Below are 15,011 nucleotides of genomic sequence, written 5' to 3'. Positions count from 1 at the left end.
CAAAAAGTGTTATAATGCAGAAAAAACTTAAGTTCCTAACCCGCTTTAATCTTCTCGAAAATACCGCCTCCCGTGAGAAATTTTTGTTGAATTAGTGGCCAGCCGCCGAGATCCTGCGCGTTAAATAGGGTTGGAGTCGGCGGGAATTGTAATCCCTCATCTCGGGCCACGAAGGGATTGACCGATCGATACCCCAATTTCGCAAATTCTCTCTGCGCTAAATCGGAATAGAGAAAATCGACAAAGGCTTCCGCGACTTCCCTCGTTCCGCGTTTATCGACATTTTTATCCACCACCGCGACGGGATTATCGATCGAAATATTTAATGGGGGAATAAAATAACTGATTTCCGGTCGATTTCTCCTCGCGAGAATTACCTCGTTCTCGTAGGTAACTAATAAATCGCCCTCTCCCTCTTGGAAAAAGCGATCGCTCGCCTCGCGCGCGTCCCGAGCCAGGGTGGGGGTTTTCTGATAGACTTTCTGGACGAAATCGATCGCCTGTGCCGGTTCACCTCCCGTTTGTGTCACCGAACCCCAAAGAGCTAACAACTGCCAGACCCCGATCCCGGAAGTTTTCGGGTCGGCGGCCAGCACTTTCACGTCCTCTCGCGCCAGATCCGCCCAAGATTGAATCTTTTTCGGGTTGCCGTCACGGGTGACGATCGCCGCTACCGATTGACTCACCACCCCCCGTCTCGGGGACCGATCCTCCCAACCCGGTTGGATTAAACCCGCGTCAGCGATCCGCGTCACGTCCAGTGGTAGGGCCAGATGTACCACGTCCGCCGGCTGTTTCCCGGCGATCACGTCATCGGCCTGTGCCAGCGATCCCCCGTAACTGCGATCGAAAACCACTTTCTGGTTATGTTCTTTCTGCCATTTCTCGACAAATTTCGGGATTATTTCATCGTGCGCCGCTTTCGTGACCGAAAAGGAAACGAGATTCAATTTCACTTCCGGCCCCGAGGCATTTCCCCCTCCCGCGCAGGAAGCGAGGGCGAGACTTCCCAGCAGACCCGCCAATAGCAGGGACAGGAAATTCCGCCGGTCGAGCGATCGGACGCGACGGAAAAGCGATCGGATGGAAGGTAGCGATAGATTCATCGAGGTTCCTATATTTATCGGTATGCCGATCGACATACCGTAGATTATTGTCTATCCTAGAGAATGTCGCGGGCCATCCCGTCCGGCTTAAGGTATTTTTAACTTTTCCGAAAAAAACCGATCTCCCGGTTGGGGAAATCGGCTCTCTCGCGAAAAAACTCCCGTACCCACGGGAGTCTAAAGTCTGAAATGTAAATTCCGAAAAAAATCTAGAAAAGAGTCGGATCGACACCGATCGCGTCTTCCCCGTCCGCGCCGCGGAGATTCACGCCGTCTAGTTTCGCGTTAGTAAGATTCACTTTCTGTAAATCGGCTTTTTGTAGATCGGCGTTGGTTAGGTTCGCGCCTTGTAAATTCGATTTTTCGAGATCCGCGTCGAAGAGGTTCGCGCCGCTCAGATCGGCTCCCGCGAGGATCGTTTTCCCGAGATCGGCCCCGGCTAAATTCGCGCCTTTCAGGTTCGCGCCCTGTAAATTCGTTCTTTCGAGATCGGCTTCGCTGAGGTTCGCGCCTTCTAGATTGGCCGATCGCAGGTTAAAATCTTTTAAGTTTACCCCGCTGAGATCGCAACCGACACAGGCATTGGTGTCGCGTAATCTACCGAGATTATCCTTCACGCTCGCGACGGGATTCACGACCGGCGCGGTGACGGGAGCGGTAGAAGCCGCATCTAGTCTAGCCGCTCTCGCGGCCGGTGTTAGAAGGGAAAAACCGACGATCAGGGCGACACAGAGCGCGCCGATAACTAGGCGACCGATGGTGAAAAGTTGTTTCATGGATTAGGTTCCTCGTGAGAGATTCGTACTTCCGCGCTCGGTTGAACGGCGCCGTATGTTCTCACTCTAGAAAGGTTCTTGGATAAAAACAAATATTCTTTATTTTCAAAATCATAAATTATATTTATCGTAACTCTCGGCGACTCGGCGAGTGACAATTACTTTTATTTATCGGTTTAACAAAAAAGAATATTTGATTTTATGGATAAGCTTTCCCTAAGATGAACTTGTACCCGGAACAACTCGCCGGAAGAGTGACCGGCCGGACCTTGAATTAGGAGTGAAAACCGAGTGATGCTATCCGAATTCCCCGATATCTTCTCTATAGAAACGTTAGGCACGATTTCCGCGTTAGTGGTGTTAGAAACGATTCTCTCGGCCGATAATGCCGTCGCTCTCGCCACGTTGGTACGGCAACTCCGAGATCCGCGCCAACAACGCGACGCTTTAAATTGGGGATTGGCGGGCGCGTTCGCGTTGCGGATCGCGATGTTAGTAACCGCGAGTTGGACGGTACATTTCTGGCAGGTGGAAGCGATCGGAGCGCTCTATCTTCTCTGGTTATCGGGTAAACATTTCTGGAATAAACTCACCGACGGAGAAAGCGAAGAAAACGAATTGGACTCGATCGGGATCGATTCTTTCGGTCGCGTGGTCGCGTTAATCGCCTTTACCGATCTAGCTTTCTCACTCGATAGCGTCACCACGGCGATCGCCCTATCCGATCGACTCTGGATTCTTTTGACCGGGGGGATTCTGGGTGTACTGGCCCTGCGATTTCTCACCGGTTTATTCCTGCGCTGGTTAACCGAGTTTGTCTATCTCCAAGACGCGGCCTATTTAACCGTTTTAGGAGTGGGGGGACGGTTACTTTTAAAAGCCTGTAACCCCGCCTTTCTACCGCCGGAATGGATGGTTTTAACGATGGTCGTGACGATCCTGACCTGGGGATTTTCCAAACGCGTTATCGTGTAAATGGAGTAAGCCGAACGCGGGGGAAATCGAAGATGAAATCTATTCTACTAGCAACGATGCTCACGCTCTTTCTCGCGCTCTCCTCCCCGGTTTTCGCCGATGGCTCGTTCGCGAATCCCGATTCTCCTCCTCTGTCGATCGGTCAGCGCGTGGTGTGGAATTATCAGCCCCGATCGAATTCCGGGGAAGTCCGAAAAGTCCCCGCCGAAGTGGTGAAATTAGGCGGGAAACAGATACAGATTAAAGTCCGCCAAAAAAACGGCGAATTCGTTACCCGTTGGGTCAACGAGAGTAAGTTAGAAATTCTAGGAGGGCAAAAGTAGAACGATAACCTTTTTCAAATACTCGCGGCACCCTTTTCCCGATGTATAAATTTCCTACATCTAATGTCCCCCTCCTGCCTCCTGCCTCCTGCCTTCCCCCGACTCTTCCTACAAACCGGGTATCAACAAGCGATAGGATTCGTTATCGAGAATAATCCGTAAACCTAACCACATCAGCACGAAGGGGAAAAGCTTACTCGCGTAACGACTGAGAATAACGGCGATCCCCGGTTGACGGGTCAGGTGATAGGAGAGAAACAGCCACGTACAAACGGTTAAATAACAGATCGGGATAATGATCGCGAGTTGGGCGAGATTACTGTTCGCGAAAAGGGGAATGTAGATTCCCAGATTGTTACCGCCGTTGGATATCGTGACCGCGGAAACGCTGTAGGTTTGTCGATCGCGAAGTACCTCGGCGATCGAGAGTTTTCGAGAGGCGAACCCGTGGTATCTGGCGTTTCTTTTTAAGTTTACCTTTCTGTCTTCTTTCTCTCGCTCGTCATCTCGATCGAGGGTGAATAAATTCCGGATACCGATGAGGATCGGCAGAATCCCGAGCAGGCCGATATAGATCGGCGGGATCACTAAACCCAAAATAAAACCCACCAAACTAATCGATACTAGGGTCGTAAACCCGACCAGTTCGCCGACGACAACGTGTATCGGGCGAAAAGTACGGTTTACCTCGCTAAAGAAACCAGTTAGATAAATATTGTCATCGAAGGTGGTCGCGATCCCGGTCGCCACCCCGATCTTGACGGTTTCGATCAACCAACTCATCCGACATCCCTCGGCCCGATCGCCACGCGATGACCGAAATCCGATCAAATTCGGCCGCAATTTACTTTGAAAACTATAACATTTTCAATACATCCGTAAATGTGCCTCGTTACACAATCCAAGTACCATCGATTTTTATAGGATGAAGGCAGAATCGCGGGCTCTCTCTCGAAGGGAGCCGGGGTTTTACGATCGACCTCCGGCAACCGTGAGGATCGAAAGTCAAATTCAACTAAAAAAATGAAGATTTCAAGAATTTATAGCGAAAAATACACTTTTTGTACTTTCCCGATCTCTTGAATTCTCCTTTCTCCTCCTGACTCCTGACTCCTGACTTCTGTCTCCTGACTCCTTTCCCTATGATCCGCCGTTCGATCGATCGTCTATTCCGAGCGTGGCGAGGCTATCGTCTCGCGATTCTTTTCGTTATCGCCTTCGTCGCGGTCGTCTTTTCCGGTGCGTTCGCGGATACGATCGCCGTCGGTCAGTCGCGCTCGGATAACCCGTTTCTCTCCCTCGTCGATGGGTTTAAATTCCCCCGCAACACCACGCCCCGACTCTTGGAAACCGTGGGGCTATTTATCGCCGGTATCCTCTTCTGTATCGCGCTCGATCGCTGGTTCAAGCGATCGACTCCGAACGACACGACTCCCCTCGCCAAACAAGCCCGACGGCTAGGAACGCTCAAAATCGGCTATCCCGAGGGGATGACCAATCTCGAAGTTCTCCGCGAGCGGGGTTTTCTCGAAGCAAGGTTGAAACCTTTCGGGGTGACGGTGACGTGGACGAATTTTCTCGCCGCTTCCTCGCTGATCGAGGCGTTAAGTAACGGGACGATCGACTTCTGCGGTGGCGGCGGTACGGCGAGCGTTTTCTCGCAAGCGGCGGAACACGTTTTCGTCCGGGTGGCCAAGGAAAAATACACCGCTCCCAAGGGTCAGGCCATTCTCGTGCCGGAGGATTCGCCGATCCGGACACTCGCCGATCTCAAGGGGAAAAAAATCGCGTTCGATCGGGGTTCGAGCGCGCATTACGTCCTCATCCGAGCGTTGATGAAAGTGGGGCTGGAGTTGAGCGACATCGAGCCGGTGTACGCTACACAACCGGAGGCGTTAGTTCTCTTCCGTAGGGGGGAGATCGACGCGTGGGTGGTGTGGGTTCCCTACTCGCCGACCGAAACCCGCACCTATCCGGGGGGAAGATCGATCGCCGATCTGGAGAGTATTTTCGGCGAGAACGCGTCCCTGGAGGTGCCGACCTATTATTACGCGGTTCCCGAATTGGTGCGCGACTATCCCGATGTCCTGAAGGTGATTTTAGAAGAGGTGAACGAGGCGGGCGCGTGGGCGAAACAACAGGAATTAGACGCAGCCCGACGCATGGCGGAGCATCACGAACTCGATCCGGCGATCGTGGCGAATCTCGAACAACGCGCCTCGGAACGGGCGATCGTACCGATCGACGATCGCTCTCTCACCGCGCTACAACATCAGGCCAATCTCTTCCGCGATTTAAAACTGATTCCCAAACGAGTCAACGTGCGCGACGGAACCTATACTCTACAAACCAAACAGAATTGGACGTATTAACCCTAGTTCGGGACAAGAGAATTTTTCGGGTTGTCAGGAATTCAGGAGGCGGGAGTCAGGCTAACCCGATCGAAAATTCGGGATTCACGCGGGAATTGTAGTGTGTATAACGGCAAACACATTATTAAATTGTTAGCGATCGATCCGAACGATTTCACCTCGAATATCCAGAACTACCGTGAATTTTCTACAATTGCTATTGTATGATTTTTAGCCTATAGCACTACCTTTCGAGGGTAAGAATATTCTAAATCCAGTATCTTGCGTCAATCGCTTACGGCTATATACCATCGATTAACTTCAATAAACTTTACTATTAAATGTTATTAAAGACACCCCGTTATTCTACTAAAATCCGATAAACTAAACAAGATATTTTCTTACGGTTTTCCGTTTTTTTGAAAAGGTGAACGCTATGAATTTCCGAAAAAAGAGCTTTACAAGTCTCGGTAAACGAATTTTCCCTCTCATCATTTCCCTGTTCGCTTTCGCCTTTTTCCTATCTTTCCAGGAAGGGGCGAGCGCGATACCGGCGATCGACGCGCCCCCGACCCCGGAGGTAGTTCCTAACCAAGCTCTCCCGCCGGCATCGAGCGCGGAGTCGGCCGTCCCGGAAACGCCGATCGTCCTGCCGAAAATCCTCGAAGACGCTCGGCTTTACTACGAGAGATTGGTCTCGGAAGCTAACTCGGCTATTGATGATGTATCGACGCAATTAGCCAGCCCCGTTCCCGACGAGAAGATTATCGGGGAGCGGCAGGACGATCTCGAACACGCGGCCGACAAGCTCGACGACCTAGCCGAAAAAGTGACTAAATATGGCAAAAAACTCTACGGTCTCGGGGGTGGTGATCTCTCGCGAAACCTACAAGCTTTTCGGCAAACCCTTGATAACGCGGCGCAGTCGATCGATCGCCTCGCGGACGATACCGAACGCGCTAAAGAAGGAGCTTCGCCCTTATTAAAAGCTCGGATCGATCGAGGGATCGCCGCGGTGAAGCAGAGTCTACAGGGAAGCGATCGGGCCTTGGAAGATCTACTCTCGACCGTCAAAGCGGGAATACGATCGGCCGCTTAATTCCGTTATCGGGCGCGGGTCGCGTTTACCCGCCCCGACTTTTTAGACCTCCCGCTATCTCGCGAACGGGAGCGCTATCCAAAGCGATCGACAATGATTATTTTAATTTATCGAATAAAAAACTAAGAGTATTTGTTTTTATCGAAAGAGAATTCTACAGTGGAGGTAGGAGAATGTATCCCCTTCACCGAATTCATCCTATGTTCGACTTTATATTCCATCATTTTCAAGAAAATCGTTATCAAGAGGGGCGGGCCGATCGAGATCGGGGAAAACTCCCGCGAACGAAAGATTCCTTATACCTAAACGGTTATCTATCGGGACGACCGAAGGGCCTCGACGATATCGTGCAACATTTTTCCTCGATCGAAGCCTATCTGCAATGGAAAGAAAGGGCGAGGAATTCCAGCGATCGCTAACCGTGTAGATTCGCTCGCTCTCTCGCTTCCGAAGGTCGATTCAATACCCGATCGAGAATCTGTTCCACTAAAAGGGCGAAACTCGCGCTTCCCCGACGACGGGGACGGGGTAGATCGATCGACAGATCGAGGGTAAAACGACCCTGTTCGAGTAATAAAACTCGATCGGCCAGCGTCACCGCTTCTTCCACATCGTGGGTAATCAATACGGTCGTGAATCCTTCCTCTTGCCAGATCTTTTCGATCAATTCCTGCATCTCGATTCGAGTTAGTGCGTCTAACGCGCCGAGCGGTTCATCTAATAATAAAAGACGCGGTTGACTCACTAAAGCCCTCGCGAGCGCTACCCGTTGTTTCTGTCCCCCGGAGAGCGCGAGGGGAAATTCATAAGCTTTATCACTTAACCCCACCTGTTCCAAAGCCCATCGGGAACGATCTTTCCGATCCTTTTTTAATTCCACGTTCTGTAATACCGATTGCCAGAGTAATAAACGGGCTTCTTGAAACATAATTCGAGTTTGCGGGTTCAATCCTCTCACCGGTTCCCCGTCGAGTAAAATCCCCCCCCGCGTCGGCGTTTCTAACCCCGCTATCAACCGTAAAAGCGTACTTTTCCCGCACCCGCTCCGACCGACGATCGCCACGAATTTCCCTGGATTCACAGTTAAATTAATCTCGTCGAGAACGGGATTTACCGAGAATGTTTTACACAGATCGATAATGTCTAAACGCGTTCCTGTCATTCTTTTTTCTCCGAACGATTTACCGATAAGCGGGGTTCCATTTCAACCAAATTTTTTCGAGAAATCTCGCCAGAGAGTCCGCGAGTTTTCCGAGTAGCGCGTAGAGAGCGATCGCCAGAACCACCACGTCGGTCTGTAAAAATTCCCGCGCGTTCATCGCCATATAACCGATCCCCGCATCCGTGGCGAAGGTTTCCACGACAATTAAGGTTAGCCACATCAAACCCAAAGAAAAACGCACTCCCACGAGAATCGAGGGTAAAGCGCCGGGGATAATGATTTTTTGAAACATTTCCCGAGTATTTAATCCGTACACCTTGCCCATCTCTAGTAACGCGGGGTCGATGTTACGGATGCCGTAAAAGGTGTTGATGTAAATGGGAAAAAACACGCTGAGAGATACGAGAAATAATTTCCCTTCCTCGCCGACCCCGAACCATAAAATCACGAGGGGAATCATCGCGAGGATCGGAATATTTCTCAGCATTTGTAGAGAGGTATCGAACAACAGTTCCGCGATCCGAGAAACGCCATTCAATAATCCCAAGAAAAAAGCGATACTGCCGCCCACGATAAACCCAGAAATCGCCCGTTTCGCGCTCGCCCCGAGATGGATGAATAATTCTCCCGTTCCCGCGAGACGGAAAGCCGATTTCACCACATCCACGGGAGCGGGTAAAATCCGGGTCGAGATCCAACCGATCGAGGCGAGAATCTGCCAGAGAATAATCAGCGTGACGGGAACGATCCAGGGTAGTATCTGTTGGATCAGAGGATTCCGAAAAAAAGCGCGCGATCGAGAACTTTGAACGATACCAGAACTCATAATTACTTCCCTCTATTTCAACTGAATCACCGCGTCTTTCACCCGGATCGGCTTGGGAATTAACCCCAACTCTTGGAAAATATCCGCTACATTCTGCTGGTAGGCGATCACGTCCGGTTTAAGCGGTCGCTGGACACCGTAGGGACGACGACGGGTAATTTCTTCGAGGGTGGGGACATCGATTCCCAATTGTGGCGAGAGCAATTCCGCGACCGCTTTCGGGTTCGCTTTCGCCCAACCATCTACTTTATTCAGTTCGTCTAGAATGGCTTTCACTCGATCGGGGTATTGTTGCGCGAAGGGTTTCGCCGCAAGATAAAACTCCCGATTCGCCACCAATCCCGTACCGTCCCGAACGATCCGAGCGTTCAGATCCCGTTTCGCCTTGGTATAGAAAGGGTCCCAGATCGCCCAAGCATCGACACTCCCCTGCTCGAAAGCCGGCCGCGCGTCACCTGGAGGCAGGAAAACCGGTTTCACATCGCTATATTTGAGGTTCGCCGACTCCAAAGCCTTGATGAGAAAGTAATGCACGTTAGAGCCTTTATTGAGGGCGATTTTTTTGCCCTTGAGATCGGCGACCGTTTTAATCGGCGAATCTTGTTTGACGAGAATTCCCTCGCCTTTCGGGTTGGGCGGTTCGTGACCGACGTAAACTAACGGCGCGCCCGCGGCCTGGGCGAAAATCGGTGGTGCCTCGCCCGTACTGCCGAAATCGACACTCCCCGCGTTTAACGCCTCCAATAACTGCGGCCCGGCGGGAAAGAGAATCCATTTGACGGAAATCCCTTTCGGCTTCAACCGTTCCTCTAAACTATTTTTCGCTTTTAACAGGTTAAGAGTTCCGTACTTTTGATAGCCGATCCGGATCTCTTTCGTATCGACCGGTTGTCCCTGAGCGAGAGTAAAGGGCGCGATTTTCGCGTCGATCGCCCGAGTATCAGCGGCCGCGACCTCCGCCCGGATGGCGGTCTGACTATCGATAACGGTGGGATGGGCGATCGTTTTTTCCGCGCGCGGGTAGAGAGATAATCCCGCGCTCACGACAAAACCCAGCAGAAATATCCCTAATTTCCAGAGAATCGAGTTTTTTTTCCTTGAGAACACCAATGCTAACTCCTAATTCACGATACGGAAACGCTCGGTAAAGGCTGACCGATCGCTTGTTTCCGTTTTTTTCGATACCGCTTTAATGTGCGGTATTTTGATAGACTTACCGTATTACTATCCTATAGCAAGGACATCCACCATGCAACTACTCTGGTTTATCCCGACCCACGGCGACGGACGTTATCTGGCGACGGCAACCGGCGGGAGGAGCGTTACATTCCCCTATTTGCGGCAGATAGCCCAAGCGGTTGACGATTTAGGCTATACCGGGGCGTTATTACCGACCGGGCGCTCCTGCGAGGACGCGTGGATCGTGGCTTCCTCCCTGGTGGGTCACACGCGGCGGATGCGTTTTCTGGTGGCGGTGCGGCCGGGGTTGGTCTCTCCTGGAGTCGCGGCGAGAATGGCGGCCACATTCGATCGCCTTTCCGAGGGACGATTGCTGATTAACGTCGTGACCGGGGGCGATCCGATCGAGTTAGCGGGGGATGGCGTGCATCTGAACCACGACGATCGCTACCGTCTGACCGATGAGTTTCTCACCGTGTGGCGACAACTATTAAGCGAACCCAGTACAGACTTCCAAGGCGACTATTTACAGATTCAAGGCGGAAAAGTGCTGTTTCCCCCCGTACAAACTCCCTATCCCCCCCTCTGGTTCGGTGGTTCCTCGCCGATCGCCCACGAGATCGCCGCGAAACACGTCGATGTCTATCTCACCTGGGGGGAACCTCCGGCCGCGGTCGCGGCCAAAATCGCCGACGTGCGCCGGTTAGCCGAGGCCCGCGGTCGGACTCTCCGTTTCGGCATCCGCTTACACGTTATCGTCCGGGAAACGGCCGGCGAGGCGTGGGAGGCGGCGGAACAACTGATCCGTTACGTGGATGACGACGCGATCGCTATCGCCCAAAAAGCCTACGCGCGTATGGACTCGGAAGGACAACGGCGCATGAGTCAATTACACAACGGTAGTCGCGCGGCGTTGGAAATTAGCCCGAATCTGTGGGCGGGGGTGGGTTTGGTGCGCGGGGGGGCCGGAACCGCCCTGGTCGGTGACGCGGATACCGTGGCGCGACGGATTTTAGAGTACCGCGACCTCGGCATCGAGACGTTTATTCTCTCCGGTTATCCCCATCTGGAGGAAGCCTATCGGACCGCCGAACTGCTGTTTCCCCGTTTACCGCTAGAAAACGGGGTACAACCCCCGCGACATCACGTTCTCAGTCCTTTCGGCGAGATCGTCGCCGACACCGATTTCCCGCGCGATCGCCAGGTGAGCGCCAGTTAACGAGACCGACGCGGAAAGAAGAATTTCCCGCCGGAGAGGAGTTAGAGGGTAGAAATGAAAAATTTTTCTCGAAATAAGCTAGGTTCCCGATTCGTTCGGGCTTTTAGGCTTTCCCGAAGCGATCGCGCGAGATGTCTCGTCTACAGGGTTCGATCGGATACCGGGGTTTTTGACATCGCGGACGGGTTCCTTTACAGTTAAACTACGTTTTTTCGATAGGTTAACTGTAGTATGCGAAATATTTCTAAAATCCTCCGCTCTCTAGGGAAACGATTCGGGATCGTCGCCGTCGTTGCCGGTTTCCTGGCGATCGAGGGATTCCACACGTTTACCCGTCCCCTTCCCCTGCAAGCGTTGACCGTTCCCGAAACTCCCATTTCTGTCGCTCAAGCCACCAGCACGAACCAGAAAACTCCGTCCGACGCGGTATTAGATTGGAATAAAACGGCACAGGCGGTAGTTCTGGCCGCATCGGCTCCCCCCCCGCAACAGTATCGCTCTCTCGCTATCGTTCACACGGCTATCTTCGACGCGGTTAACGCGATCGATCGACGCTACACCCCCTACGCGTTCGAGGAAAAAGCGCCCGCTGGGGCCGATCCTTCCGCCGCCGCGGCCGCCGCGGGTTATTACTCGTTACTCGCTCTATATCCGGCGCAGAAAGGTCTGATCGAGACCGCGTGGACGGCTTCCCTCGCCAAGATTCCCGAAGGCCTGGCCAGAGAGGAGGGGATTAAACTCGGTCAAAGTGTCGCCGAGAAACTGATCGCGATCCGTAATGAAGACGGGGCGAACCAGAAAAGCGAGTATAAAGCCGAGAAACAAGTCGGCATCTGGCAACCGACCCCGCCGTTATTCGCTCCCGCGCTCCTGCCCCACTGGAGTACGGTCAAACCCTTCGTGATTAAAAGCGCGGATCAGTTCAAAATTCCCGCGCCCCTGCCCCTCAATAGTGACGCTTACGCGAAAGAACTAGATGAGGTTAAGCGGCTGGGCGGCAGGACAAGTCGGGAACGTACTTCGGAACAGACCGCGGCGGCGATTTTTTCCCCCGTTTCCCCGGTGGTTCTCTGGAATACGGCGGCTCAGGCGGCTTCTACCGCGAAGGGATTGAATTTACTCGAAAACGCGCGACTCTTCGCCCTGCTCAATATCGCGGGACTCGACGCGTATATCGCGGGATACGAGGTGAAGTATAAATACAAGCTCTGGCGGCCCGTTGTCGCGATTCCCTCGGCCGCTCAACTCGGAAATCCGAAGATAACCGCCGATCCGAACTGGGAATCGTTGGTCGTCACTCCCGCCCACCCGGATTATATTTCCGGTCATACGGTGACGGCCGGATCGGGGGAACGAATACTGAAGGACTTTTTCGGAACCGATACGGTTAAGGTAAATATCATCTTTCCCGCCAATGTCGGGGTGACGCGCACCTATACCAGTTTCTCCGGGATCACGAACGAACTGATCGGGTCGCGGATTTGGGCGGGAGTTCACACGCGTTCGGCCAGCGAACAAGGCGCCGCGCTGGGTAGACAGGTGGGCGATTACGTTTTTCAGAACGCGCTGAAACCGTTGAATCGTTAGGCGTACCGGTAGGGTGAGATCTCCTCGTCCCTACCGGGGTAGGGGACCGGACAGAATCGGGGTTAGTTTGAACGCCCGGCGAAAACGCGGGCGCCACGGGGACGGACGTACACCTGATTCCCCACCTCGATATCCAGATTCGCCAGTTGTTCGCGGTTGAGATGGGCGATAACGAGCGATCGATCCGGTAGAGATAATTCCACATCGATCGCCCAACCGAGATGGACGATCCGCGCGATCGTGGCGGGAACGGCGGCATCGGCGGTGAAGGGCAATATCTCTAGGTCGTGGGGACGAATAAAGACCTTTTCCCCGCCCACGATCTCCTCGGTGTTCTCGAATAGCGCGGCGGTGGGGGGAAGGACGTTCACCCGCCCGATAAAACCCATCACGAACGGGGTGGCGGGATGATCGTAGATCTGTGCCGGAGTTCCCACCTGTTCGATTTTTCCCTCGTTGAAAATCACGATCTCGTCGGCCACTTCCATCGCTTCCTCTTGGTCGTGGGTGACGAATACGCTGGTAACGTGGACTTCCTCGTGTAACTGTCGCAACCACGAACGCAATTCTTTCCGCACTTTCGCGTCCAGGGCGCCGAAGGGTTCATCGAGGAGCAATACCTCCGGATCTACGGCTAGAGCGCGGGCGAGAGCGACTCTCTGCCGTTGTCCCCCAGAGAGTTGCGCGGGATAGCGATCGCCCAATCCCTGTAACTGGATCAAACTCAGTAAACTATCTACCTTCTCCCGGATATACGCGGGCGAGGCTTTACGGAGCGTCAGCCCGAAGGCGATATTCTGACGGACGGTGAGGTGTTTAAAAAGGGCGTAGTGTTGGAAGACGAAGCCGATATTCCGTTTCCGAACGTCGAGATCGGTCGCGTCTCTAGCATTGATAATGATGCGTCCGGTGTCTGGCGGTTCGAGTCCGGCGATCGCTCTCAGGAGGGTCGTTTTTCCAGAACCGGAGGGGCCTAACAGCGCGACGAGGCTATTGGGTTTAATTTCTAGGGCGATGTTGTCTAGGGCTTGGTAGCTTCCGAAGCGTTTGGATACTCGATCGACGACGATACTCACGGGGGTAGTCCTCTGTAGGCCACAATTGACGAGCTTATTACAGTATTCCGATCGGAAAAATATAATTGTTTAGCGTAACACCCGAAGAAAATACTAAAATGTTCGTCTTAATAAAAAGTATCTTTCTCGAAACCGATCCTAAATTTATAATGCCATGATTTTCCTCAACGATCGCTCTGTGAAAACAGTACCAAAATCTACGAAAGACCGGTTATCCTTCCTGATGAACTTTATCTTTACCGTTTATAACACGAGTAATCCCCGCGCGCGGAATAAAATAACCACCTTAAAAAACGACGAGATCGACTATTGAAAGCCGTTCAAAAACCGGATCGTAAACTCAAGTCGAGTAACGGGAAATCGTTGATGGAGCGGGAGGTCTAATCCTGATGCGTCCAGGTGCGGTGAGCGAGACGTAAACCCGAATCGAGAAGATAACCGATCGCCCCGATAATCAGGATGACCGCCATCAACTCCGAGTAGGCGAGGCGATCGCGCGTGTCGAGGATATAGTAGCCCAGGCCCGCGCTGACCCCGAGCATTTCCGCCGGCACGAGAACGATCCAGATAATCCCGATCGCCAGACGGATGCCGGTTAAAAGATGCGAGACGATCGCCGGTAGGATCACCCGAAAGATCGTTTCCCCCCGCGTGGCGCAGAGACTCCGCGCTAGAGTCAGCCACGCTCGATCGACCGAAGTAACTCCGGCCGCCGTATTCAGCACGAGCGGCCAGACCGCCGCGACGGTGAGTAGGAAATAGACGGGAAGATCGCCGATCCCCAAAACCATTACCGCTAACGGCATCCAGGACAGGGGCGAGATCATGCGGAGGAATTGAAAGAGCGCGGACGAGGCGCTTTCCAGGGGACGGGATAACCCCACCAGTATCCCCAACGGGACACCGATAGCGATCGCCAGACCCAAACCGACGAACACCCGGCGGCAACTGGTCAGGATATGGGGAATAATCTCACCGCTACGGAAAAGGTATCCTAGCGCGACGAAAGCGCGTTCGGGTGAAAAATCGCTCACGATCGGGTTCGAGTGCCATAGCGGGCTTGTAAACAGCCACCAGAGCGATAATCCGAAGCCGATCCCCCATAGAGGTAAAGGGAACGAGAGTTCTCGCGGGGTATGCCAGTATTTTCGCGTCATTTAGACATCTGCCCGGAATTCAAAAATTGTCGTGTGGTTAAGGAGTCAGGAGTCAGGAGTTCGGAGTCAGGAGTCAGAACGAGAAAGGAGAAATAAAGACCTTATAAAAAGGCAATAAAACCTTTTTTAACCAATATTCTTGAAAATATAAGCCTCGATTTGATTTTGACTTTCA

16 protein-coding genes are annotated in these 15,011 nt (G+C 52.8%); 8 read left to right on the top strand and 8 right to left on the bottom strand.

The features are described from left to right. Nucleotides 1-35 precede the first annotated feature (35 nt). On the bottom strand, nt 36-1,106 hold the full coding sequence (locus V0288_RS11625) for a sulfate ABC transporter substrate-binding protein (protein WP_332865264.1): 1,071 nt from the start codon (nt 1,104-1,106) through the stop codon (nt 36-38). Nucleotides 1,107-1,315: 209 nt separating this feature from the next. Beyond that, nucleotides 1,316-1,882: a pentapeptide repeat-containing protein gene (locus tag V0288_RS11620; protein ID WP_332865263.1), complete on the bottom strand. Its 567-nt coding sequence runs from the start codon at nt 1,880-1,882 to the stop codon at nt 1,316-1,318. Nucleotides 1,883-2,176: 294 nt separating this feature from the next. Here V0288_RS11620 and V0288_RS11615 point away from each other — a divergent pair, with 294 nt between their 5' ends. Beyond that, nucleotides 2,177-2,857, top strand: a complete 681-nt coding sequence (locus V0288_RS11615) for a TerC family protein (RefSeq protein WP_332865262.1) — start codon at nt 2,177-2,179, stop codon at nt 2,855-2,857. A gap of 32 nt (nt 2,858-2,889) precedes the next feature. After that, a complete protein-coding gene (locus V0288_RS11610; RefSeq protein WP_332865261.1) occupies nt 2,890-3,180 on the top strand; it encodes a hypothetical protein in 291 nt (96 codons plus the stop codon). Between the two features lie 108 nt (nt 3,181-3,288). Here V0288_RS11610 and V0288_RS11605 read toward each other — a convergent pair whose 3' ends face one another. After that, nucleotides 3,289-3,963: a cadmium resistance transporter gene (locus V0288_RS11605; protein WP_332865260.1), complete on the bottom strand. Its 675-nt coding sequence runs from the start codon at nt 3,961-3,963 to the stop codon at nt 3,289-3,291. A 359-nt stretch (nt 3,964-4,322) separates the two neighbouring features. Between V0288_RS11605 and V0288_RS11600 the strand changes: the two genes are divergently transcribed. The 3 genes from V0288_RS11600 to V0288_RS11590 all read left to right on the top strand — a co-directional run bounded on the left by V0288_RS11600 (nt 4,323) and on the right by V0288_RS11590 (nt 7,049). After that, nucleotides 4,323-5,552, top strand: coding sequence for a sulfonate ABC transporter substrate-binding protein (locus V0288_RS11600; RefSeq protein WP_332865259.1), 1,230 nt, complete (start codon nt 4,323-4,325; stop codon nt 5,550-5,552). A gap of 415 nt (nt 5,553-5,967) precedes the next feature. After that, nucleotides 5,968-6,630, top strand: coding sequence for a hypothetical protein (locus V0288_RS11595; protein WP_332865258.1), 663 nt, complete (start codon nt 5,968-5,970; stop codon nt 6,628-6,630). A gap of 200 nt (nt 6,631-6,830) precedes the next feature. Then, nucleotides 6,831-7,049: a hypothetical protein gene (locus V0288_RS11590; protein WP_332865257.1), complete on the top strand. Its 219-nt coding sequence runs from the start codon at nt 6,831-6,833 to the stop codon at nt 7,047-7,049. Here the strand turns inward: V0288_RS11590 and V0288_RS11585 are convergent. The 3 genes from V0288_RS11585 to V0288_RS11575 are packed head-to-tail and all read right to left on the bottom strand — an operon-like array spanning nt 7,046 to nt 9,725. Continuing rightward, a complete protein-coding gene (locus V0288_RS11585) occupies nt 7,046-7,792 on the bottom strand; it encodes an ABC transporter ATP-binding protein (RefSeq protein ID WP_332865256.1) in 747 nt (248 codons plus the stop codon). The genes V0288_RS11590 and V0288_RS11585 overlap by 4 nt on opposite strands. 19 nt (nt 7,793-7,811) lie before the next feature. Next, the gene (gene ssuC, locus V0288_RS11580) at nt 7,812-8,618 is read right to left on the bottom strand and encodes an aliphatic sulfonate ABC transporter permease SsuC (RefSeq protein ID WP_332865255.1); all 807 of its coding nucleotides are present in this window, start codon (nt 8,616-8,618) and stop codon (nt 7,812-7,814) included. Between the two features lie 12 nt (nt 8,619-8,630). Beyond that, the gene (locus tag V0288_RS11575; RefSeq protein WP_332865254.1) at nt 8,631-9,725 is read right to left on the bottom strand and encodes a sulfonate ABC transporter substrate-binding protein; all 1,095 of its coding nucleotides are present in this window, start codon (nt 9,723-9,725) and stop codon (nt 8,631-8,633) included. Nucleotides 9,726-9,867: 142 nt separating this feature from the next. Here V0288_RS11575 and ssuD point away from each other — a divergent pair, with 142 nt between their 5' ends. Further along, entirely contained in the window at nt 9,868-11,016 is a 1,149-nt protein-coding gene (gene ssuD, locus V0288_RS11570; RefSeq protein WP_332865253.1) for an FMNH2-dependent alkanesulfonate monooxygenase, read from the top strand. A 231-nt stretch (nt 11,017-11,247) separates the two neighbouring features. Further along, nucleotides 11,248-12,603 carry a vanadium-dependent haloperoxidase gene (locus V0288_RS11565; protein ID WP_332865252.1) on the top strand — a complete coding sequence of 452 codons (1,356 nt, stop codon included), beginning with the start codon at nt 11,248-11,250 and terminating at the stop codon, nt 12,601-12,603. A 62-nt stretch (nt 12,604-12,665) separates the two neighbouring features. On the opposite strand, the gene V0288_RS11560 is transcribed toward V0288_RS11565, so the two are convergent. Further along, nucleotides 12,666-13,679 carry a sulfate/molybdate ABC transporter ATP-binding protein gene (locus V0288_RS11560; protein ID WP_332865251.1) on the bottom strand — a complete coding sequence of 338 codons (1,014 nt, stop codon included), beginning with the start codon at nt 13,677-13,679 and terminating at the stop codon, nt 12,666-12,668. A 178-nt stretch (nt 13,680-13,857) separates the two neighbouring features. On the opposite strand from V0288_RS11560, the gene V0288_RS11555 reads away from it, so the two are divergent. Next, nucleotides 13,858-13,992, top strand: coding sequence for a hypothetical protein (locus tag V0288_RS11555; RefSeq protein ID WP_332865250.1), 135 nt, complete (start codon nt 13,858-13,860; stop codon nt 13,990-13,992). A 67-nt stretch (nt 13,993-14,059) separates the two neighbouring features. On the opposite strand, the gene V0288_RS11550 is transcribed toward V0288_RS11555, so the two are convergent. Beyond that, a complete protein-coding gene (locus V0288_RS11550; RefSeq protein ID WP_422661962.1) occupies nt 14,060-14,836 on the bottom strand; it encodes an ABC transporter permease in 777 nt (258 codons plus the stop codon). Nucleotides 14,837-15,011 lie beyond the last annotated feature (175 nt).

The sequence above is a fragment of the Pannus brasiliensis CCIBt3594 genome (assembly GCF_036688125.1).
Taxonomy (GTDB): domain Bacteria; phylum Cyanobacteriota; class Cyanobacteriia; order Cyanobacteriales; family Microcystaceae; genus Pannus; species Pannus brasiliensis.
The sequence above is the reverse complement of the archived record's forward strand: the minus strand, read 5'-3'. Positions and strand labels throughout refer to the sequence as shown.